The 19,312-nt window shown below is 73.1% G+C and carries 23 protein-coding genes; 16 read left to right on the plus strand and 7 right to left on the minus strand.

The genetic code is table 11. The annotated features are described in order from the left end of the window. Positions 1 to 40 precede the first annotated feature (40 nt). Complete coding sequence (gene dapC / locus VF825_RS07935; protein ID WP_331111941.1) at positions 41 to 1,147, plus strand: succinyldiaminopimelate transaminase; 1,107 nt, start codon at positions 41 to 43, stop codon at positions 1,145 to 1,147. Between the two features lie 100 nt (positions 1,148 to 1,247). Next, positions 1,248 to 2,543 carry a citrate synthase gene (locus VF825_RS07940; protein WP_331111943.1) on the plus strand — a complete coding sequence of 432 codons (1,296 nt, stop codon included), beginning with the start codon at positions 1,248 to 1,250 and terminating at the stop codon, positions 2,541 to 2,543. A gap of 121 nt (positions 2,544 to 2,664) precedes the next feature. Here VF825_RS07940 and VF825_RS07945 read toward each other — a convergent pair whose 3' ends face one another. From VF825_RS07945 to dapD, 3 genes are all read right to left on the minus strand, one after another. Beyond that, positions 2,665 to 3,825 carry an alpha/beta hydrolase gene (locus VF825_RS07945; RefSeq protein WP_331111946.1) on the minus strand — a complete coding sequence of 387 codons (1,161 nt, stop codon included), beginning with the start codon at positions 3,823 to 3,825 and terminating at the stop codon, positions 2,665 to 2,667. A 79-nt stretch (positions 3,826 to 3,904) separates the two neighbouring features. Then, on the minus strand, positions 3,905 to 4,762 hold the full coding sequence (locus VF825_RS07950) for a hypothetical protein (RefSeq protein WP_331111948.1): 858 nt from the start codon (positions 4,760 to 4,762) through the stop codon (positions 3,905 to 3,907). Between the two features lie 16 nt (positions 4,763 to 4,778). Beyond that, complete coding sequence (gene dapD, locus VF825_RS07955) at positions 4,779 to 5,717, minus strand: 2,3,4,5-tetrahydropyridine-2,6-dicarboxylate N-succinyltransferase (protein WP_331111951.1); 939 nt, start codon at positions 5,715 to 5,717, stop codon at positions 4,779 to 4,781. A 60-nt stretch (positions 5,718 to 5,777) separates the two neighbouring features. On the opposite strand from dapD, the gene dapE reads away from it, so the two are divergent. Genes dapE through VF825_RS07970 form a run of 3 tightly spaced genes read left to right on the plus strand, consistent with a single transcriptional unit; the run spans position 5,778 to position 7,911 of the window. Then, entirely contained in the window at positions 5,778 to 6,842 is a 1,065-nt protein-coding gene (dapE, locus tag VF825_RS07960; protein WP_331111953.1) for a succinyl-diaminopimelate desuccinylase, read from the plus strand. 22 nt (positions 6,843 to 6,864) lie between these two features. Next, a complete protein-coding gene (locus VF825_RS07965) occupies positions 6,865 to 7,617 on the plus strand; it encodes a TIGR00730 family Rossman fold protein (RefSeq protein ID WP_331111955.1) in 753 nt (250 codons plus the stop codon). Positions 7,618 to 7,671: 54 nt separating this feature from the next. Further along, positions 7,672 to 7,911 (plus strand): hypothetical protein, encoded by a 240-nt coding sequence (locus VF825_RS07970; RefSeq protein ID WP_141789281.1) that lies wholly within the window; start codon positions 7,672 to 7,674, stop codon positions 7,909 to 7,911. A 46-nt stretch (positions 7,912 to 7,957) separates the two neighbouring features. Here the strand turns inward: VF825_RS07970 and folP are convergent, their stop codons facing one another. After that, positions 7,958 to 8,848, minus strand: coding sequence for a dihydropteroate synthase (gene folP, locus VF825_RS07975; RefSeq protein ID WP_331111958.1), 891 nt, complete (start codon positions 8,846 to 8,848; stop codon positions 7,958 to 7,960). Between the two features lie 14 nt (positions 8,849 to 8,862). On the opposite strand from folP, the gene VF825_RS07980 reads away from it, so the two are divergent. Genes VF825_RS07980 through VF825_RS08000 form a run of 5 tightly spaced genes read left to right on the plus strand, consistent with a single transcriptional unit; the run spans position 8,863 to position 12,617 of the window. Continuing rightward, positions 8,863 to 9,156: a DivIVA domain-containing protein gene (locus VF825_RS07980; RefSeq protein ID WP_331111960.1), complete on the plus strand. Its 294-nt coding sequence runs from the start codon at positions 8,863 to 8,865 to the stop codon at positions 9,154 to 9,156. Positions 9,157 to 9,186: 30 nt separating this feature from the next. Beyond that, positions 9,187 to 9,651 carry an SRPBCC family protein gene (locus tag VF825_RS07985; RefSeq protein WP_331111962.1) on the plus strand — a complete coding sequence of 155 codons (465 nt, stop codon included), beginning with the start codon at positions 9,187 to 9,189 and terminating at the stop codon, positions 9,649 to 9,651. After that, positions 9,641 to 10,222 (plus strand): DNA-3-methyladenine glycosylase I, encoded by a 582-nt coding sequence (locus tag VF825_RS07990; protein ID WP_331111964.1) that lies wholly within the window; start codon positions 9,641 to 9,643, stop codon positions 10,220 to 10,222. Before VF825_RS07985 ends, VF825_RS07990 begins: the two co-directional genes overlap by 11 nt. After that, complete coding sequence (locus VF825_RS07995; RefSeq protein ID WP_331111966.1) at positions 10,219 to 11,400, plus strand: hypothetical protein; 1,182 nt, start codon at positions 10,219 to 10,221, stop codon at positions 11,398 to 11,400. Before VF825_RS07990 ends, VF825_RS07995 begins: the two co-directional genes overlap by 4 nt. Continuing rightward, positions 11,397 to 12,617 (plus strand): hypothetical protein, encoded by a 1,221-nt coding sequence (locus VF825_RS08000; RefSeq protein WP_331111968.1) that lies wholly within the window; start codon positions 11,397 to 11,399, stop codon positions 12,615 to 12,617. Before VF825_RS07995 ends, VF825_RS08000 begins: the two co-directional genes overlap by 4 nt. Positions 12,618 to 12,658: 41 nt before the next feature. Here the strand turns inward: VF825_RS08000 and VF825_RS08005 are convergent, their stop codons facing one another. Continuing rightward, positions 12,659 to 13,486 (minus strand): enoyl-CoA hydratase/isomerase family protein, encoded by an 828-nt coding sequence (locus VF825_RS08005; RefSeq protein WP_331111970.1) that lies wholly within the window; start codon positions 13,484 to 13,486, stop codon positions 12,659 to 12,661. An 8-nt stretch (positions 13,487 to 13,494) separates the two neighbouring features. Beyond that, positions 13,495 to 14,292, minus strand: coding sequence for a PaaX family transcriptional regulator C-terminal domain-containing protein (locus tag VF825_RS08010; protein ID WP_331111972.1), 798 nt, complete (start codon positions 14,290 to 14,292; stop codon positions 13,495 to 13,497). A gap of 144 nt (positions 14,293 to 14,436) precedes the next feature. On the opposite strand from VF825_RS08010, the gene VF825_RS08015 reads away from it, so the two are divergent. The 4 genes from VF825_RS08015 (at position 14,437) to VF825_RS08030 (ending at position 17,558) form a co-directional block, all read left to right on the plus strand. Further along, entirely contained in the window at positions 14,437 to 14,610 is a 174-nt protein-coding gene (locus VF825_RS08015) for a DUF3117 domain-containing protein (RefSeq protein ID WP_141789273.1), read from the plus strand. A gap of 98 nt (positions 14,611 to 14,708) precedes the next feature. Next, positions 14,709 to 16,220, plus strand: a complete 1,512-nt coding sequence (locus tag VF825_RS08020) for a leucyl aminopeptidase family protein (RefSeq protein WP_331111975.1) — start codon at positions 14,709 to 14,711, stop codon at positions 16,218 to 16,220. After that, entirely contained in the window at positions 16,217 to 16,573 is a 357-nt protein-coding gene (locus VF825_RS08025; protein ID WP_331111977.1) for a hypothetical protein, read from the plus strand. The genes VF825_RS08020 and VF825_RS08025 overlap by 4 nt, the downstream gene beginning before the upstream one ends. A gap of 37 nt (positions 16,574 to 16,610) precedes the next feature. Continuing rightward, positions 16,611 to 17,558 carry a phosphotransferase family protein gene (locus VF825_RS08030; RefSeq protein ID WP_331111979.1) on the plus strand — a complete coding sequence of 316 codons (948 nt, stop codon included), beginning with the start codon at positions 16,611 to 16,613 and terminating at the stop codon, positions 17,556 to 17,558. Positions 17,559 to 17,572: 14 nt separating this feature from the next. On the opposite strand, the gene VF825_RS08035 is transcribed toward VF825_RS08030, so the two are convergent. Continuing rightward, positions 17,573 to 18,205, minus strand: coding sequence for an O-methyltransferase (locus VF825_RS08035; RefSeq protein ID WP_331111982.1), 633 nt, complete (start codon positions 18,203 to 18,205; stop codon positions 17,573 to 17,575). Positions 18,206 to 18,377: 172 nt separating this feature from the next. On the opposite strand from VF825_RS08035, the gene sigE reads away from it, so the two are divergent. After that, a complete protein-coding gene (sigE, locus tag VF825_RS08040; RefSeq protein WP_331111985.1) occupies positions 18,378 to 19,070 on the plus strand; it encodes an RNA polymerase sigma factor SigE in 693 nt (230 codons plus the stop codon). Beyond that, the coding region (locus VF825_RS08045) for a zf-HC2 domain-containing protein (protein ID WP_331111984.1) at positions 19,067 to 19,312 on the plus strand (246 nt) is incomplete at its 3' end. The genes sigE and VF825_RS08045, both read left to right, overlap by 4 nt.

Genomic DNA, 19,312 nt, shown 5'->3' on the forward strand with positions numbered 1-19,312 from the left:
GTCACGACCATGAAGACGAGTGACGGCCGAGGTCTCATCGATGCAGCTGCCTGACTTCCCCTGGGACTCGCTCGCTTCGTACAAGGAGCGGGCGAGCTCCCATGTCGGGGGCCTGGTCGACCTCTCCGTCGGCACCCCCGTGGATCCCACCCCCGAGGTGGTCCAGCGCGCCCTGTGCGAGGCCGCGGACGCCCCCGGCTACCCGCAGACGTGGGGCACCGCCCCGCTGCGCGAGGCCGTCGCCGGGTGGTTCGCCCGGCGACGCGGGGTGCCGGACCTCGACCCCGACGGTGTGCTGCCGACCGTGGGCAGCAAGGAGCTCGTGGCGTGGCTGCCGACGCTCCTGGGCCTGGGGACCGGCGACGTGGTCGCCTTCCCGGAGGTGGCCTACCCGACGTATGACGTGGGCGCGCGGATCGCGGGCGCCTCGCCGCTGCCGATGCGCAGCCTGACCGGCCTCGGGCCGCTGACCAGTGCCGGCACGCCCCGGCTGATGTGGGTCAACAGCCCGAGCAACCCCACCGGCCAGGTCCTCGGCGTCGAGCACCTCAAGAAGCTCGTCGACTGGGCCCGCGAGCACGGCGTGGTGCTCGCCGGCGACGAGTGCTACGCCGAGCTGGACTGGCGCGAGGGCGCCGGGCCGGGGTCGGTGCCCAGCATCCTGGACCCGCGGGTCACCGGCGGCAGCCACGAGGGCCTGCTCGCGGTCTACTCGCTGTCCAAGCAGAGCAACCTCGCCGGCTACCGCGCCGCCTTCGTGGCCGGCGACGTGGCCCTCGTGCGCGCGCTGCTCGAGGTGCGCAAGCACGCCGGCATGATCGTCCCCTGGCCGGTCCAGCAGGCCATGCTCGCGGCGCTGACCGACGACGGCCACGTGGCCGCCCAGAAGGAGCGCTACCGCCTGCGCCGGGACCGGTTGTGCGCCGCACTGGAGGGCTTCGGGCTGCGGGTCGACCACTCCGAGGCGGGCCTGTACCTATGGAGCACGCGAGAGCAGGACTGCTGGGAAACCGTTGCGGCGCTTGCGGATCGGGGCATCCTGGTGGCGCCGGGCAGCTTCTACGGCAGCGCCGGCGCCCGGCACGTCCGGGTGGCGCTCACCGCCACCGACGAGCGCATCGACGCGGCCGTCGCCCGCCTGGGTTGAGCCGGGGGGCCGTTTACCCGCCGGTAGGACCGCTGGGGTACCGTCGTTGGCGACTGTGTGCCCCGGCAACGAGGCCGGGCGATGAGGAGGACGGGACTTCATGACGACGGACGCAACGGGGGCGGTACTCCGCGCGGGCGACAAGGAGCTCGCCTTCCCACTGGTCCAGGCCACCGAGGGCAACGACGCCTACGACATCTCCAAGCTGATGAAGGAGACGGGCAACGTCACCCTCGACTCGGGGTTCGTCAACACGGCCTCCTGCCGGTCGGCGATCACCTACATCGACGGCGACGCCGGCATCCTGCGCTACCGGGGCTACCCCATCGAGCAGCTCGCCGAGAAGTCGACCTTCGTCGAGACCTCGTTCCTGCTGATCTACGGCCACCTGCCCTCCGAGGCCGAGCTGGAGGACTTCACCTCCCGCATCCGGCGGCACACCCTGCTGCACGAGGACCTCAAGCGCTTCTTCGAGGGCTTCCCGCGTGACGCCCACCCGATGCCGGTGCTGTCCTCGGCCGTCTCGGCGCTGTCGACCTTCTACCAGGACAGCCTCAACCCCTTCGACCCCGAGCAGGTCGAGATCTCCACGGTCCGCCTCCTGGCCAAGCTGCCGACCATCGCGGCCTACGCCTACAAGAAGTCGGTCGGCCAGCCGTTCCTCTACCCCGACAACTCCCTGTCGCTGGTGGAGAACTACCTGCGGATGACCTTCGGCTTCCCGGCCGAGCCCTACGACCTCGACCCGGTCATGGTCAAGGCGCTCGACCAGCTGCTGATCCTGCACGCCGACCACGAGCAGAACTGCTCCACCTCCACGGTGCGCCTGGTCGGCTCCTCGCACGCCAACCTCTTCGCCTCGGTCTCGGCCGGCATCAACGCCCTGTTCGGCCCGTTGCACGGCGGCGCCAACCAGGCCGTGCTGGAGATGCTGGAGCAGATCCGTGACAACGGCGGCAACGTCGACGAGTTCGTGCGCAAGGTCAAGAACAAGGAAGACGGTGTGAAGCTCATGGGCTTCGGGCACCGCGTCTACAAGAACTACGACCCGCGCGCGGCGATCATCAAGAAGACCGCCGACGAGATCCTCGAGAAGCTCGGCAAGCGCGACGAGCTGCTCGACATCGCGATGAAGCTCGAGCAGGTGGCGCTGGAGGACGACTACTTCGTCTCCCGCAAGCTCTACCCGAACGTCGACTTCTACACCGGCCTGATCTACAAGGCCATGGGCTTCCCGACCCGGATGTTCACCGTGCTGTTCGCGCTGGGCCGCCTGCCCGGCTGGATCGCCCAGTGGCGCGAGATGATCGAGGACCCCGAGACCAAGATCGGCCGCCCCCGCCAGCTCTACATCGGCGAGACCGCGCGCGACTACGTCGCGATGACGCAGCGCTGAGCCGGCCCACCCGGCATACCGACGAAGCCCCACCTCCCGCAGCGGGAGGTGGGGCTTCGCGCGTCCGGCGGTATGCCGGGTGCGCGCCGGTGTGCGGGAGGTCGCGCCGGCCCCGGTCCCGTCAGGTCGCGGTGGCGAGGAACGCGCTGGACCAGCGCTGGACCTGGGGCAGGACGAGCCGCCAGGCGTCCACGGTGTGCCCCTGCTCGGGCACGAGGTAGAGCTGCACGCCGGCACTGCGCGCCGCGGCCACGAACGCCCGGCTGGCGTGGAAGGACTGGGGGTCCGTCGAGGAGGTCGTGACGAGGATGTGCGGGGACCGGAGCCGGTGGTGCTCGGCCATCCACAGGGGTGAGCTGGCTTCGGCCAGCGCCGGGTCGCGGCGCAGGACCGAGGCAAGGGTGCCGGTGGTGCCGTCCAGCTCGGGTGCGAAGAAGCCCTCGACGGCGACCGCCGAGCCGAACTGCTGCGGGTCCAGCAGCTGCAGCTTGACGGCGCAGTAGCCCCCGAGGGACCACCCCGAGGCATCCCACGCCCGCGCCGAGGTGCTGACCCGGAACGTGGCTTGCACCCACGCCGGCACGTCGTGCGCCAGCCAGGTGAACGCCTGCACCCCGTGTGGGTTGTCGATGCACTCGGTGTCCTGAGGCCACGCGACGTTGTCCTCGGGGAAGACGGCGATGAACGGCGGCACCGCGCCCGAGGCCACCTCAGGGCCGAAGACCGAGCCGATGGCGAGGTCGTGGACCATCCGGTCCACGTGCGAGTACGCGCCGGCCATCATCATCTCGACGGGGAACACGTGGTGTCGCCAGCGCGGGGAGTCGTAGCCCGGCGGCAGCCAGACGGCCACCCGGCCGGTGACGTGGGAGGACGCACCGGTCACCAGGTAGTGGCGCACGGTGCCCGTCGTCCTGGCCGTCGCCGTCGTCGTGGCCGTCGCGGTCGTGGCCGCCTGTCGCGGGCGTTCGCCCCGGAGTGACGCGGGACGCAGCAACAGGCCGGCGGCGCGCCCGACGTGCGGCTCGGCCGGCAGCGGGGCCGGGGGAGCCGGGCTCACCTGGCCCACGAGGCTTCCCCACGTGGGGTAGAACCCGTACACCCGGTTGACGCCCACCCCCACCGTGGCCACGGCGAGGACCTGGGCCGCCACGATGCCGACCACCATGGCCGGGGTTCGCCACGGTGCGGACAGGTGCCGCCACGACCACACCAGGATCAGGGGAGCGGTGGCGGTCAACGTGATGAGCACCGTGAGAAGGGTCGCCGAGGTCAACCCCACGACGCGCCTCCTTCGGCCTGGCGGAACAGCACCACCAGAGTGCCGCAGGCGGCTGGGAGCAGCCTGAAGGCCGCCCGCGTCAGTGCCGGGTGATGACGACCGTGGTGGCCGGCGCGGGCTGGTGGGCCCGGGACCACGACCAGGCAGGTGTGTCGCGGTCGCGGGTCCACGTGCGGTCCCCGACGGTGACGCTGGTGAAGCCGTCGGCATCGGCGTGGGAGACCGCCCAGGAGGCCAACGCCCACGCCTGCTGCGCCGAGGTGGCCGGCACGGTCACCAGCTTGCCCTGGGCCGTGGGCCTGACCGCGAACTCCCGGGCCAGGGCGGTCACCACGGCCGCCGCCGGTCGGGCCGTCGTCGCCGCGTCGAGCCGGCAGCCGAGGCCGCCGGGGGAGTGGCCGGCCAGGGTGGAGGCCAGGACGCGCCCCTCCAGCTCATGGTCGGCGTAGGCCTCGGGGTAGGCGCTCTTCTGCACCCGCTGGGCGACCTTGGTGATCTCCATGTCCTGGTAGCCGGGCACCTTGACCAGCTCGTCGTAGAACCGGTTGGAGGCGTAGACCGGGTCGAGGATCTGCTCCTCGGTGCCCCAGCCCTGCGAGGGGCGCTGCTGGAAGAGCCCCAGCGAGTCCCGGTCACCGAAGCGGATGTTGCGCAGCTTGGACTCCTGGATCGCGGTGGCCAGCGCGATCGTCGCGGCCCGTGCGGGCAGGCCCCGGCGCACGGCCACGGCGGTGATGGTCGCCGCGTTGGCCATCTGCTCGGGGCTGAAGGTCACCTCCTGCCCGGAGGCCACCGCTCGGCAGCTCGGGCCGCCGAAGTTCTTCACGACACCCTGGACGCCGAGGTAGCCGCCGATGCCGACGGCCACCACCAGCACCAGGAGGATGCTGCGACCGATCCAGCGGCGGCGACGGCGGTGTGGTCGCACGGTGACCATCGGTGGGGTCAGCTCCTCAGGTGTTGGCGTGCAGCACGCTGTTCAGCGTGATGCCCTGGCCTGTGCGGGAACGGGCCTCGACGGCACCGGTGACCGAGTTGCGGATGAACAGCAGGCCGGGGGCCCCGGAGAGCTCCTTGGCCTTGACCACGCGGCCGTCCTCGAGGGTGACCTTGGTGCCGGCGGTGACGTAGAGGCCGGCCTCGACGACGCAGTCGTCGCCCAGGGCGATCCCGATGCCGGCGTTGGCCCCGAGCAGGCAGCGCTCGCCGATGCTGACCCGCTCGCTGCCGCCGCCGGACAAGGTGCCCATGATCGAGGCCCCGGCGCCGACGTCGGAGCCGTTGCCCACCACCACGCCCTGCACGATGCGGCCCTCGACCATGGAGGTGCCCAGCGTGCCCGCGTTGAAGTTGCAGAAGCCCTCGTGCATGACGGTGGTGCCCTCGGCCAGGTGGGCGCCCAGTCGCACGCGGTCGGCGTCGGCGATCCGCACCCCGTCGGGGACGACGTAGTCGGTCATCCGGGGGAACTTGTCGACGCCGAAGACCTGCACCGGGCCCTGCTCGCGCAGCCGCAGGCGGGTCCGCTCGAAGCCCTCGACCGGGCACGGCCCGTAGTTGGTCCACACGACGTTGGAGAGGGCGCCGAAGATGCCGTCGAGGTTGACCGTGTTGGGCTGCACCAGCCGGTGGGAGAGCAGGTGCAGGCGCAGGTACGCGTCGGAGGCGTCCTTGGGGGCCTCGTCGAGGTCGATGACGACGTGTACCACGCGCAGCGTCACCCCGCGGCGCGGGTCCTCCTTGGCCAGCGCGGCCAGCTCCGGCGGGGCGCCGTAGGGGTCGTTGGTCTCGGCGGCTCCGAGCGCCGGGCTCGGGAACCAGGTGTCCAGCACCTTTCCCTCGCTCGTGACGGTGGCCAGTCCCCAGCCCCAGGCGGTGCGTGTGTCGGTCATGGCGGACAGCCTAGAAGAGGTCACCGGGCGGGCGCCCACCCGCCGGATACGCTGCGGGGCATGAGCCGCCTGGACCTGAGCACCGACGTCGTCAGCCTCACCGCCGCACTGTGCGACCTGGAGTCGGTGAGCGGCAACGAACAGGCGCTGGCCGACGCCGTCGAGGAGGCGCTGACCGCCCTGCCGCACCTGAGCGTCACCCGCGACGGCAACACGGTCATCGCCCGCACCAACCTGGGGCGCCCCGAGCGGGTCGTCCTCGCCGGCCACCTCGACACGGTGCCGCTGACCACGCCGCCGAACCTGCCCACGCGACGTGAGGGCGACGAGCTCGTCGGGCGCGGCACCGTCGACATGAAGGGCGGGGTCGCCGTGCAGCTGCGCATCGCCGCCGCGGTGGCCGAGCCCAGCCGCGACGTCACCTTCGTGTTCTACGACTGCGAGGAGGTCGAGAGCGAGCGCAACGGCCTGGCCCGCGTCGGCCGCCACCGCCCCGAGCTGCTCGAGGCCGACTTCGCGGTGCTGCTCGAGCCCACCGGCGGCGGTATCGAGGGTGGCTGCAAGGGCACCATCCGGGTCGAGGTGACCGCCCGGGGCAAGGCCGCGCACTCGGCCCGGCCGTGGAACGGCATCAACGCCATCCACGAGGCGCACGCCATCCTGGGCCGGCTGACGGCCTACGAGGCGCAGACCGTCGACGTGGACGGGCTGGAGTACCACGAGGCGCTCAACGCGGTCGGGATCCGCGGCGGCATCGCCGGCAACGTCATCCCCGACGAGTGCGTGGTGGTCGTCAACTACCGGTTCGCCCCGAGCATGACCAGCGCCGAGGCCGAGGAGCACCTGCGCGAGCTGTTCGAGGGGTTTGACGTGCGGGTCACCGACGCGGCCGACGGCGCGCGCCCCGGGCTGCAGCTGCCGGCCGCCAAGGCCTTCGTCGACGCGCTCGCCGTGTCGGTGACCGCCAAGGAGGGCTGGACCGACGTGGCGCGCTTCTCCGCCCTCGACATCCCGGCGGTCAACTTCGGCCCCGGCGACCCCAACCTCGCCCACCACGACGACGAGCGGGTGCCGGTGCAGCAGCTGGTCGACGCCGAGGCGGCCCTGCTGCGCTGGCTCGCGTGAGCGCCTCCCGTAGGTTGAGCGTGTGAGCGAGAACCTCGAGTACCACACCGGTCCGGTCACCCTCCGGGGCAGCCAGGTCCCGCCGACCACGACCGACCAGCGCCTGCTCGACAGCCGTGGCCCCGTCGACTGGCTGCACGCCGACCCGTGGCGGGTCATGCGCATCCAGAGCGAGTTCGTCGAGGGCTTCGGCGCCCTGGCCGAGCTCGGCCCGGCCGTGAGCGTCTTCGGTTCGGCGCGCACCCGGCCGGACGACCCGGCATACGCCCTCGGGGTGAAGGTGGGCCGCACGCTCGTCGAGGCGGGCTACGCGGTCATCACCGGTGGCGGCCCCGGCGCCATGGAGGCGGCCAACAAGGGCGCCCTGGAGGCCGGTGGCACCAGCGTGGGGCTGGGCATCGAGCTGCCCTTCGAGCAGGGCCTGAACCGCTACGTCGACCTGGGCGTCAACTTCCGCTACTTCTTCGCCCGCAAGACGATGTTCGTCAAGTACGCGCAGGGGTTCATCGTCCTGCCCGGCGGGTTCGGCACCCTCGACGAGCTCTTCGAGGCGCTCACCCTGGTGCAGACCCGCAAGGTGACCTCGTTCCCGCTGGTGCTCATGGGCCGCGACTACTGGAGCGGCCTGCTCGACTGGCTGCGCGGCACCGCCGGCGCCGCGGGCACGATCAACGTCAAGGACATCGACCTGCTGCACCTGACCGACGACGCCGACGAGGCGGTCGACATCATCCTGCGCGCCGAGAACGGCCACGTGCCGCAGCGCCCCGAGTAGCCCTTCCGCCGGAAGCAGTGGCGCGCCCGCTCATCCGTCCCGCATAGTGAGCACGTGACCATGGTCTCCCCGCTGCCACGCCGCGGCAGCACCATCGCCGGGCGTGACGCCGCCGGGCGCCGGCTGCGGATCTCCTCCCACCCGGACGCCGGTCGCGTGGTGCTCTCGATCTGGCAGGACGAGATCTGCCGCGCCACGCTGCGCCTCGCCGAGGAGGACGTGCCCGAGCTGGTCCGCATGCTCACCGGCACCCTGGTCGACCAGCACGTCGTCGAGGACGACCGCACCGCCTGACGCCCCGCGGCGACGGGTCGGGCCCGACGCGTCGGGGATGGGCGCGTCAGGCCAGGGCGCGCCGGGCCAGCGCCGGCACCCCCGAGCGCAGTCCCGCCACCATGTCCAGCACCTGCCGGGTCGCCGCGACGTCGTGCGCCCGGACGAGCCGCACCCCCTCCCAGGCGGCGACGGCCGTGGTCGTCAGCGTGCCGGTCACGCGGTCGGACTTCTTGCCGTCCAGCCCCAGGGTCTCGGCGATGAACTTCTTGTTGGACACCGCCAGCAGCACCGGCCAGCCGGTCTCCACCAGGGTCGCCACGCCGCCGGTGAGCCGCAGCGAGTGGTAGGAGTTCTTGCCGAAGTCCTGCGCGGCGTCGATGAGCAGGCCGTCCTCGCGCACCCCGGCCTGAAGGGCACGGTCGGCCTGGTCGAGCAGGTCGGCCACGGCCTGCGCGAGCACGTCGGTGTAGCGCACCCGGTGCGGGTCGGTCCGCGGCGGGTGACCGCCGGTGTGCGCGCAGATGTATGCCGCGCCCCACCGGGCCGCGACCGAGGTCAGCTCCGGGTCGTGCCCGGCCCAGGCGTCGTTGACGATGTCCGCGCCGGCGGCGCACGAGGCGTCGGCGACCGAGGCCCGCCACGTGTCCACGCTGATGATCAGGTCGGGGTAGCGCTCGCGCACCGCGCGCAGGAACGGCACGACCCGGCGCTCCTCCTCGGCGGCGCTGACCTCGGGCCCCGGCCCGGCCCGCACCCCGCCGAGGTCGACCGCGTCGGCACCGTCGTGGACCGCCCGGTCGACTGCTTCCAGGGCCACGTCGTCGTCGAGGAACATGCCCTGGTCGTAGAAGGAGTCGGGGGTGCGGTTGATGATCGCCATCAGTCCGGTCTCGCCCGGGACGAAGACGCGGCCACGCAGACGCAGGTCACGACCGGGGGGCACATGGTGGGGCATGGCACGATCATCCCGTGATCGTGTTCTTTCTGCTCGTGGTGGTCCTGCTCATCGGGTTGACCGCGGCCGTGGTGACCGGCCGGATCGGTGGCGTCATGGCCGACCCGGTGTCCACGTCGCCGTTCGAGGGGCTGGCGCCGGGCCGGCTCGCGGCGGAGGACGTCACAGGCCTGCGCTTCGACCTGGGGCTGCGCGGCTACCGTATGGACCAGGTCGACGCTGTGCTCGACCGGCTCGCCGACGAGCTCGCGGCGCGCGACGAGGAGCTGGCCGTGCTGCGAGCTGCCCGCACGGCAACCGAGGGCTGACCACCAACCGCGAGCAGACACGGGCAGGGCATGGGAACGTTCGAGATCACGCGGTCGGTGCACGCCGACCCGGCCACGCTGTGGCGGGTGGTGACCGACTGGGCGGGCTACGCCGAGTGGATGCCGCTCACCCGGATGCGCCTCGACGACGGGCCGACCCGGGTGGGCTTCGGCTTCGCCGGCGTCTCCGGCGTCGGCCCGCTGTCGTTCACCGACTCGATGGTGGTCACCCACTGGCAGCCGCCCGCCGACGCGGCGGCAGGGGAGTTCCGGGTGCGCAAGACCGGACGGGTCCTCGCCGGCTGGGCCGCGGTCACCGTCGCGCCCGGGCCGGACGGGGCCTCGCTGCGCTGGGTCGAGGACATCATCGTGCGCCCGCGCCCGGTCGGCCGGCTCCTGGCCCCGGTGGCGGACCGCGCCAACCGCGTCATGTTCGGCCGGGCCGTCGACGCGATGGTCGCCCGCGCCGAGAGGGAGGCCGGCGGTGAGCGGTGACGGCGCCGTCGTCGGGCCGGACGGGCTGGCCCGCTGCGGGTGGGCCGGGAGCACCCCCGACTACACGGCATACCACGACACGGAGTGGGGCGTGCCGGTCCACGGCGAGGCGGCCCTGTTCGAACGGCTCACCCTCGAGGCGTTCCAGTCCGGTCTGTCCTGGCTGACCATCCTGCGCAAGCGTGAGGCGTTCCGGGCCGCGTTCGCCGGGTTCGACGCCGAGGCGGTCGCCGGCTTCGGGGACGCCGACGTCGCCCGGCTCATGGCCGACACGGGCATCGTGCGCAACCGGCTCAAGGTCAACGCCGCGCTGACCAACGCGCGCGCCGTGGTCGCCCTGCGCGAGCGGGGCGGTCTCGACGAGCTGGTCTGGTCGCACGCGCCCGAGCGGCACCAGCGGCCGCTGACCATGGCCGAGGTGCCGGCCACGTCGCCGGAGTCGGTGGCGCTGGCCAAGGCGCTCAAGCGGCACGGCTTCGTCTTCGTCGGGCCCACGACGATGTATGCCGCGATGCAGGCTTGCGGGCTGGTCGACGACCACGTCCGCGGCTGCCACCGGGGCGGCGCATGAGGCGCCTCCGCCAGCGCCCCTTCCTGGCCGTCGTGATCGGGGTCTACCTGCTGTGCCGCGTGTTCTCGACGGTGGTCATCGCCGTCGTCGCGCACTACCAGGCGCCGGTGAGCTGGACCGGGCCGCACCCCGACTACTTCTCGATGACCGTTCTCTGGGACGGCAGCTGGTACCGCCACATCGCCGAGGTCGGCTACCCCGACCGGCTGCCGGTCATCAACGGCGACATCCAGCAGAACGACTGGGCGTTCTACCCCGCCTTCCCGATGATCGCCCGGTGCCTGATGTGGGTGACCGGGCTGGGCTTCCCGGTGGTCGCCTCGACGCTGTCCCTGGTGTGCGGCACGGGGGCGGCGGCGCTCATGGGTGTGCTCCTGCGCGACCGGGTCGGCCGCCGGGCGGCGATCGCCGGCGTGGCCGTGTTCGCCGCCTTCCTCTCCGCGCCCGTCCTGCAGCTGGCCTACACCGAGAGCCTGGCGATGCTGCTGCTGTGCGGCTACCTGCTCGCCATCGGCCGGGAGCGGTGGCTCACCGCGACGTCCCTGGCCCTCGCCATCGGGCTGACCCGGCCCATCGCCGCCCCGCTGGCGGTGGTGACGCTCGTGGCGGTGTGGCTGCGGTGGCGCCGGCGTGCCACGGAGCGGGTCAGCCTGCGGGAGGGAGCGGCCGCGCTGTCCGCGCTCGCCGGGTGCGGGGTGGCCGGGCTGATGTGGCCGGCCATCGCCGGCTGGGCCACCGGCGACCCCACGGCCTACACCGACACCATGGCGACCTGGCGCTCCGGCGGCGAGATCGTCCCGGTGAAGCCGTGGTGGGACATGGCGCACTACCTCGCCGGCGACACCTGGGGCCCGATCTGGCTGGCGGTCATCGCGGTGCTCCTGCTGGCGATGATGCTGGGGCCCTGGGCTCGCGCCCTGGGGCCGGAGCTGCGGGTGTGGACCCTGTCCTACGCCGCCTACCTGGTGCTGGTCCTCGACCCGTGGACGAGCATCTACCGCTACCTGCTGCCGATGTTCCCGCTGGGCGTCGTCGCGGTGGGCGGCGGCTGGACCGACCGCCGGGAACGTCTGCTGCCCTGGCGCGCCGCGCTGCTCGTCGCCCTCGGCCTGGCCGGTGAGGTCTGGTGGGTCTGGGAGCTGCTGCGGTTCGTGCCCCCGACGGACTTCCCGCCGTGATCCGGGCGCTGCGTGACCGGCTGCTCGCGAAGCCGACGTGGGTGGTGCTGCTGTGGGCCTGGGCCGTCAGCCGGGTCGTCACGGCCCTGGTCGTCCAGGCCGCCGCGATGTGGGTCCAGGAGCCGGCGGGGGTGCACTCCTCGCACCCGGGCTACCTCGACATGGTGCCCATCTGGGACGGGGCGTGGTACCGCGAGGTGGTCGTCTACGGCTACCCGCTGCCCCTGCCACTCGACGCGTTCAGCGGCCAGGTGACCTTCAGCGCGTGGGCGTTCTACCCCGGCTTCCCGCTGCTGGTGCGCCTGCTGACCTCGGTCGGGATCCCGTTCACCGGGGCCGCGCTGGTCGTCAACCTCGCCGCAGGGGCGGCGGCGGTCGTCCTGATGTGGCACGTCCTGCAGGACGGCGCGACGACGGTCCTGGCCCGGCGGATGGCCCTGCTGGCGACGATGCTGTGGTGCCTGTACCCGGCCACGGCCGTGCTGCAGGTGGCCTACACCGAGGCGCTCGCCGTGGCGCTGCTGCTGGCCTTGTTCTTCCTCCTGCTGCGCCGGCGCTACCTGTGGGCGTCCGTGGCCGTGCTGGCGCTGGGCTTCACCCGCGCCGTGGCGCCTCCTGTCGGCCTGGTCGTGGCGCTGCACCTGTTCCTGCGCTGGCGCCGCGAGGGCCGGACGTTCCTGCCCGGCCAGCGCGTCAGCGCCCTCGTGCTGCTGGTCTCGACGGCCGTCTCGGCGGTGGCGTGGCCGCTCATCGTCGGCGTGTCCACCGGGCGGATGAGCGCGTTCTTCGAGGTGCAGGCGGCGTGGGGTCAGCGCCCCGACAAGGGCCCGTTCGTGGCCTGGCTGACGTGGGCGTGGGACCACATGGGCCTCGCGGGTGTGCTGCTGCTCATCGGCATCGTCGTGTCGTACCTGTCGCTGGTCCTGGGCCGGCACGGCCGCTGGCTGGCGCCGGAGGTGCGCGCCTGGGCCGTGGTCTACCCGCTGTACCTGCTCGCCGTGGTGCGCCCGATCACCAGCATGTGGCGCTTCCTCATCCTGGACTTCCCGCTCGCCGCGATCGTGGTGAGCATGACGGTGCGCGGCGCCGACGGAGGCCACGTGCTCGACACCTGGCCGCGACGCCTGGGCCTGGTGACCCTGGCGCTGCTCCTGGGTGTGGTGGTGTGGACGGTGACCCTTCTGACCTACACCCCGTGGGCCGACAGCCCGCCCTGACCCGCCGCGGTCACCATGACGCACGTGCGGGGTAACTGGGCTCAGCGGCCGTGGAAGACCGGCTTCTCCTTCGCGAGGAACGCCGCCACCGCAGCCTGGTGGTCCTCGCTCTGACCGGTGAGCGTCATCAGCTCGCTCTCGTGCGCCAGCGAGGAGGTCAGGTCGTGCCCGGCCGAGTAGGCCACCGCGCGCCGGATCGAGCCGTAGGCCAGGGTCGGCCCGTCGGCGAGGGTCCGGGCCAGCTCCGCGACCACACCCGGCAGCTCCTCGGCGCTGACGACCCTGGTCACCAGCCCGAGCTGCAGCGCCTCGCTGGCCGGCACCGTGCGGGGGAGCAGCAGCAGCTCCTTGGCCCGGGCGGTCCCGACCAGGCGCGGCAGCGACCACGAGGACCCGGAGTCGCAGGACAGGGCGATCCCGGCGAAGGCCAGGTTGAAGCCGCCCCCGTCGACGATGACGCGCAGGTCGGCCGCGAACGCGAACGCCGCGCCGGCTCCGGCCGCCACTCCGTTGATCGCGGCGATGACCGGCTTGTTCATCGTCGCGATGAGCTCGGTGATCGGGTTGTAGTGCCTGGGCACCGTCTCCCACAGTGCCGCGTCCTGCGACTGCAGCAGGGAGATGTGCTCGCGCAGGTCCTGGCCCACGCAGAAGGCCCGGCCGGTGCCGGTCAGGACCACGCAGCGCACCTCCGGGTCGTCGGCGACCCGCTGCAGGGTGGCCAGCAGGGCGTCCTTGGTGGCGATGTCGAGCGCGTTCATCGCCCCCGCCCGGTTGAGGGTGACGGTGGCGACACCGTCCGAGACGTCCAGCAGCACCGGGGCGTCCGACTCCGGGTGCGGTGCGGCAGTCGACGGGGTCTCGGACATGGCGCGGGTCAGCTCCTCGGCTTGGGGTCGGGTGCGAGGCAACTGTCCACGAATTCGCGGGCCAGCGGGAGTAGCGCGCTGGCGGTTGTGTCGAACAACACGGCTGCCTCGTGCCCGGGCCAGTCGGGCGGCAGGACCTGAGCCGGCAGACCGGGGTCGCGGAACAGGAACTTGCGCCACTCGTGGACCAGCAGGGTGCGGGCGGCGAAAGCCGCCTCCGGGCCCTGGTCCGCGGGCCGGTCCACCTGCGCGGTCCGGGCCTGGGCGACGAACTCCCGGTATGCCGCGGCGAGACCCTGCAGGTCCCACAGGGAGGCCGCCAGCTCGGCCCCCCCGGCCGCGTAGCGCGCACTGAACGCCCGCGCCTGCAGGCCCTCGGCGGCCAAGGTCCCGGCCAGCTCGGCGTTCTCGCGGGGGGCGATCCACGTGTCCGGCGCCATCCGGGCGTAGCCCAGGTAGCCCAGCGCCGCGGTCACCCGGCCGCGGCGGGCGCGCTCGCTGGCGTGGTCGACGACGACGACGTGCCAGCAGCCGTCCCAGGACTCGTCGCGGGTGCGGTAGATCCGGGCGTGCGCCTCGGCGAGGCGCGCCCGGGCCCGCGGCGTCGCGGCATACCCGCGTTGTCCCTGCCGTTCGACCGGCTCGAGCCACCCCTCGCGCACCATGCGGGACACGGCGGTGCGGACCGCCGGCGGGGCCACGTCGACGGCGCCCAGCAGGCGCACGATCCCGGCGATCGGCGCCCAGCCGTCGCGGTCGCGCAGGTGGTCGCCATAGAGGTCGAACAGCGCGGAACGGGCATGCACGCGCACAGTCTGTCCCAAACGGATTTCGCCTTGCGGGACCTTGACGCGATAATGGTCACAAGAGTGTGTGCATTCGTGGGGGAAGCCCCGGCGTGGACGAGGCGCACAAGAGGATTTCCACGCACCCGAGGAAGGGGTTCACCCATGGCGGCGATGAAGCCGAGGACCGGAGACGGCCCGCTCGAGGTCACCAAGGAGGGGCGCGGCATCGTGCTTCGCATGCCCCTCGAGGGTGGCGGTCGCCTGGTTGTCGAGATGACCCCTGACGAGGCGGCAGCCCTCGGTGAGGCCATCAAGGGCTGTGAGGGTGTCGGCTGAGCCCGACCACTGACTGAGGAACCCCCGTCCGGTGCCACCGGGCGGGGGTTTCGTCACGCCCAGGGACGGCCCTCAGGGCACTGGGTAGGCTCGCGGCCGTGCCGGACCTGCTGACTCCCGCCCTGCCCGAGATCGACGTGCGCCCCGGGGCGCTGACCGACGTGCTGGTCGACGTCGACGACCCCGACCTGGTGCTGGCACTGCCGGTCGGTCCGGACGCCCCGCTGCCCACGGCCGGCCCTGTGGCTGCGGCGCTCTCGGCGCTGGGTCTGGACCCTGCGGCGCTGACCGCCGCCTGGGAGCCGTCCCCGAAGGCGGGCAGCCTCACCCGGGTCCCGCTCGTGCCCGGCGAGCGCGGCGTGCGCACCTTGCTGCTGGTCGGCACCGGGGCCGGCACGCCCCAGGACCTGCGCGCCGCCGGCGCCGCCGTCGGTCGCGCGGTCAAGGACCGCTCGCACCTGGTCACCACGCTCGGCTCGGGCGCCGGTGTGGGCGCCACCGCAGCCGTCGTGGAGGGCCTGGTCCTCGGCGGCTACTCCACGCCGCGGTGGGGGGCCACCGAGGCGACCGCGCCGGTGCGTTCGCTGACCTTCGCCGGCCGGTATGACGAGCGCGTCCTCACGCGGTCCGCGCTGCGGTGCCGCGCCACCATGCTCGCGCGCAACCTCGCGGTCACGCCCTCCAACATCAAGAACCCCGCCTGGATGGCCGCCCAGGCCCGCACCCTCGGGCGCCGCCACGGGCTCGAGGTGCACGTGCGCAGCGACGCCGACCTGCGCCGCGAGGGCTTCGGTGGCCTGATCGCGGTCGGCGGCGGCAGCGCCACCCCGCCGCGCCTGGTCGAGCTCACCTGGACCCCCGAGGGCGCCGGCGACGACACCCCGCACGTCGTCCTCGTCGGCAAGGGCATCACCTTCGACACCGGCGGCCTGGACATCAAGCCCGCCGAGGCGATGCTGGCCATGAAGACCGACATGTCCGGCTCGGCGATCGTGCTGGCCGTGCTGGCTGCCTGCCGCGACCTGGAGGTGCCGGTTCGGGTGACCGGCCTGCTGGCGCTGGCCGAGAACGCCGTCAGCGGCTCCAGCTACCGCCCCGGTGACGTCATCAGCCAGTACGGCGGCCGGCGGGTGGAGATCGGCAACACCGACGCCGAGGGCCGGCTGGTCATGGCCGACGCCCTGGCCTACGCCGACGCCGAGCTCGACCCCGACGTGCTCATCGACATCGCCACGCTGACCGGCGCCGCGACCCTGGCGCTGGGCCGGGGGATGGCCCCGCTCTACGCCACCGACGAGCGGCTGGGGCGCGCGCTGCAGGCGGCCGCGACCGCGACCGGGGAGCCCTTGTGGCCGTTCCCGCTGGTGGAGGACTACCGTGCCGCCATCGACTCCGAGCTGGCCGACGTCAACCACATCGCGTCCGGCAAGGTCGGGGGAGGCTCGATCACCGCGGCGCTGTTCCTGCGCGAGTTCGTCGGGGGGCGTCGCTGGGCGCACCTCGACATCGCCGGGGCCGGTCGCAGCGACAAGGACAGCGGCCACCTCACCCGGGGGGCCACCGGCTTCGGTGCACGGCTGCTGCTGACCTACCTGGAGGGTGTGCGATGAGTGCGGGTTACGGGTTGAGCGTCCGCTGGTCGCTGGCGCAGGCGCCGGAGGGCGTCGCGGCCGCGCTGCGTGAGTACGTCGTCGGCGAGTCGATGGGCAAGTTCGCCCGGCGCGAGGGGCTCTCGTTCAAGACCTGGCGGATGCGCGAGGGCGAGTGGTTCGAGGGCACCTACGTGTGGGCGACCCAGGCGGCTCGCGACAGCTTCGCGGCCACCTTCGCCGCCGAGGCGGAGACGTCGCCGGGCAGCAAGATCATCGGGTCGGCACCCGAGCTGATCGAGCCTTTCGAGGTCGTCGCCATCGCCGAGGGCCCGTCCGGGTTCAGCTACGGGGCCGGTCCCGGCCAGATGTGAGCCGCGCCGTCCCCGAGACGGTGTGTGAGGGGGAGTGGTGACGGGGCACAGCCACCTGCGCGCCGTCGGGGTGCGCATCGACTACGACGCGGTGCCGCGACGCGTCCGGCACTGGGTCGAGCAGGTGCTCGGCGCGCCCGTCGCCGAGGCCGTGACGCAGCGCGGTGGCATGTCCCCGGGGTGCGCGGCGCGCCTTCGCCTTGCCGACGGCCGCCGCGCCTTCGTCAAGGCGGTCGGGCGCGAGCTCAACGCCGACACGGTCCGCCTGCACCGGCTCGAGGCTGCGGTGCTGGCTGCCCTGCCTGTCGTGTCCTGGCGGCCGCGCCTGCTGGCCGGCTACGACGACGGTGCCTGGGTCGCCCTGGTCCTGGAGGACGTCGAGGGCCACCACCCGGACTGGCGTGACGACGGACAGGTGCGGGCCGTGCTGGCGCAGGTGGAGGCCCAGGCCCTGGAGCTGTCGCCCAGCCCGGTTGGTGCGTCGGTGGTCCCCACACTGCTCGAGAAGCTGGCCACGTGGAGCGCGGTGCTCGAGGGTGACCTGTCCGGGCCGAAGGGTGCCCTGCCGTCGTGGTTCCGGAGCAACCGGGACCTCGTCGAGCGCCACCTGGAGGCGCTGTCCGTGGCTCTGCACGGCACGACGCTGTGCCAGTGGGACCTGCGCAACGACAACATCCTGATCCGGCCCGACGGCAGCGTGGTGCTCATCGACTGGGGTATCTCGCGACTCGGCCCGGTGTGGGCCGACATCGTCGTCCTCGCGATGGAGTGGGCCGAGACGCCTCGTTTCGACGAGATCCTCTCGGCCTCACCGCTGCTGGCAGGCGCCGGCGACGCGGCCACCGGGATCCTGCTGGGGATCGGCGGCTTCCTCACCGTGGCCGGCACGTGGGACGCACCGCCCGGGCTGCCCACCCTGCCGGCGTTCCGGGCCCGGGAGGGCCGCCGCATGCTCGAGGGGGCGCGGCGCCGCCTGGCCGCCTGAGGTGTCGGCCGGCGTCAGCGCTTGACGGCAGCGAGGACGCCGTCGCCCACCGGCAGCAGGGCGGGGAGGAGCTCGTCGTTGTCGCGCAGCTGCTTGCCGAGGTCGCGCAGGGTCGTCGTGACCGCGTCGCGGGCTGCCGGGTCGGCGACCCGGTCGTGCCACAGCATGTTGTCGATGGCCAGGACGCCGCCGGAGCGCAACAGGCGCACGGCCTGCTCGACGTACTGCGGGTACTCGGCCTTGTCGCCGTCCACGACGACCATGTCGTAGGCGCCGTCGGTCAGCCGGGGGAGCACGTCCAGGGCCCGGCCGGTGATGACCCGGGTGCGCTGCGGGGCGATGCCGGCCGCGGCGTAGGCCTCACGGGCGGCGCGTTGGTGCTCGGCCTCGACGTCGATGGTGGTCAGCACGCCGTCGGCCGGCATGCCCTCCATCAGCCAGAGCCCGGAGACGCCGGCGCCGGTGCCGATCTCGACGACGGCCTTGGCCGAGGCCGTCGCGGCGAGCAGGCGCAGGGTCGCCCCGGCGCCGGGGAGCACGGGCACGCAGCCGAGCGACTCACCGCGCAGGCGGGCCTGCTCGATGACGTCACTCTCGGCGACGAACTCCTCCGAATAGGCCCAGCTCGCCGGCTTCTGCGCACTCATGCGCCCAACCCTACTGCCGACACCTGCCCCTGCTGCCTCAACCGTCCCGCTGATCCCAGCACGACGGGGCGGGCTAGTCCATGCGGGCCCCCGCGCCGGGCTTCCCCAGCAATCTCTCAGGTGCTTCAGGAACGATGGAGGACCTGCAACCGTCATGGTTGCTGTGATGTCCCTGACCGCGTCGCCCCGCACGACGCCCCCGGAGGTGGAGACGGTGACCAACGCGACGACCGGACGGCAGCACGACGCAGCCGGGCCGGGCTCCGCGGTGGACCAGGAGGCGTGGGTCCCGCCCACGTGGGAGGAGATCGTCACCCAGCACTCGGCGCGCGTCTACCGGCTGGCCTACCGCCTCACCGGCAACGTCCACGACGCCGAGGACCTCACGCACGACGTGTTCATCCGCGTCTTCCGCTCGCTCGGGTCCTACCAGCCGGGCACCTTCGAGGGCTGGCTGCACCGGATCACGACCAACGTCTTCCTCGACCGGATGCGCCGCAAGCAGCGGATCCGCTTCGACGCCCTGCCCGAGGACGCCGCCGGCCGGCTGGCCAGCCGCGAGGCCGGTCCGGAGCAGCACTACGCCGACACCCACTTCGACGACGACGTGCAGCGCGCGCTCGACGCCCTGTCGCCGGACTTCCGCGCCGCGGTGGTCCTGTGCGACATCGAGGGCCTGTCCTACGAGGAGATCGCCGCCACGCTGGGCATCAAGCTCGGCACGGTCCGCTCCCGCATCCACCGCGGCCGGGCGCAGCTGCGCGAGGCGCTCGCGCACCGCGCCCCGGAGGCGCGTCCGGCTCCGGTCGCCCGTCCCGCCCGTCGGGGCTTCGCGCTCGGACGGGTCGTGCCGGGGACCCGATGAGCTCCCGCCCCGCCGACGGGGTCGGCATGCAGCACCTCGGGACCATGGTCAGCGCCTACGTCGACCGCGTCCTGCCCCCGGCGCTGCAGCACGCGTGCGACCGTCACCTGGTCGCCTGCGCCGTATGCCGTGAGGCCGCCGCCGCGGAGCGGCGGCTCCTGGGCTCGCTGCGCGAGGCGCGGACGCCCGGGCCCCCGAGCCGGCTGCAGGCCTCGCTGCTCGACCTGGCGGCGCAGGCCCCG

Origin of the sequence: Oryzihumus sp., assembly GCF_036391795.1 — a bacterium.
Classification (GTDB): domain Bacteria; phylum Actinomycetota; class Actinomycetes; order Actinomycetales; family Dermatophilaceae; genus Oryzihumus.

Bases quoted from the DNA above. Each gene is read 5' to 3' on its own strand.
- VF825_RS07985 (WP_331111962.1), top strand. From the start codon at position 9,187: ATGGGAACGTTCGAGATCACGCGGTCGGTGCACGCCGACCCGGCCACG.
- dapC (WP_331111941.1), top strand. From the start codon at position 41: ATGCAGCTGCCTGACTTCCCCTGGGACTCGCTCGCTTCGTACAAGGAG.
- dapD (WP_331111951.1), bottom strand. From the start codon at position 5,717: ATGACCGACACACGCACCGCCTGGGGCTGGGGACTGGCCACCGTCACG.
- VF825_RS08035 (WP_331111982.1), bottom strand. From the start codon at position 18,205: ATGAGTGCGCAGAAGCCGGCGAGCTGGGCCTATTCGGAGGAGTTCGTC.
- VF825_RS07995 (WP_331111966.1), top strand. From the start codon at position 10,219: ATGAGGCGCCTCCGCCAGCGCCCCTTCCTGGCCGTCGTGATCGGGGTC.
- VF825_RS08005 (WP_331111970.1), bottom strand. From the start codon at position 13,486: ATGTCCGAGACCCCGTCGACTGCCGCACCGCACCCGGAGTCGGACGCC.
- VF825_RS07940 (WP_331111943.1), top strand. From the start codon at position 1,248: ATGACGACGGACGCAACGGGGGCGGTACTCCGCGCGGGCGACAAGGAG.
- folP (WP_331111958.1), bottom strand. From the start codon at position 8,848: ATGCCCCACCATGTGCCCCCCGGTCGTGACCTGCGTCTGCGTGGCCGC.
- VF825_RS08025 (WP_331111977.1), top strand. From the start codon at position 16,217: ATGAGTGCGGGTTACGGGTTGAGCGTCCGCTGGTCGCTGGCGCAGGCG.
- dapE (WP_331111953.1), top strand. From the start codon at position 5,778: ATGAGCCGCCTGGACCTGAGCACCGACGTCGTCAGCCTCACCGCCGCA.
- VF825_RS07950 (WP_331111948.1), bottom strand. From the start codon at position 4,762: ATGGTCACCGTGCGACCACACCGCCGTCGCCGCCGCTGGATCGGTCGC.
- VF825_RS08015 (WP_141789273.1), top strand. From the start codon at position 14,437: ATGGCGGCGATGAAGCCGAGGACCGGAGACGGCCCGCTCGAGGTCACC.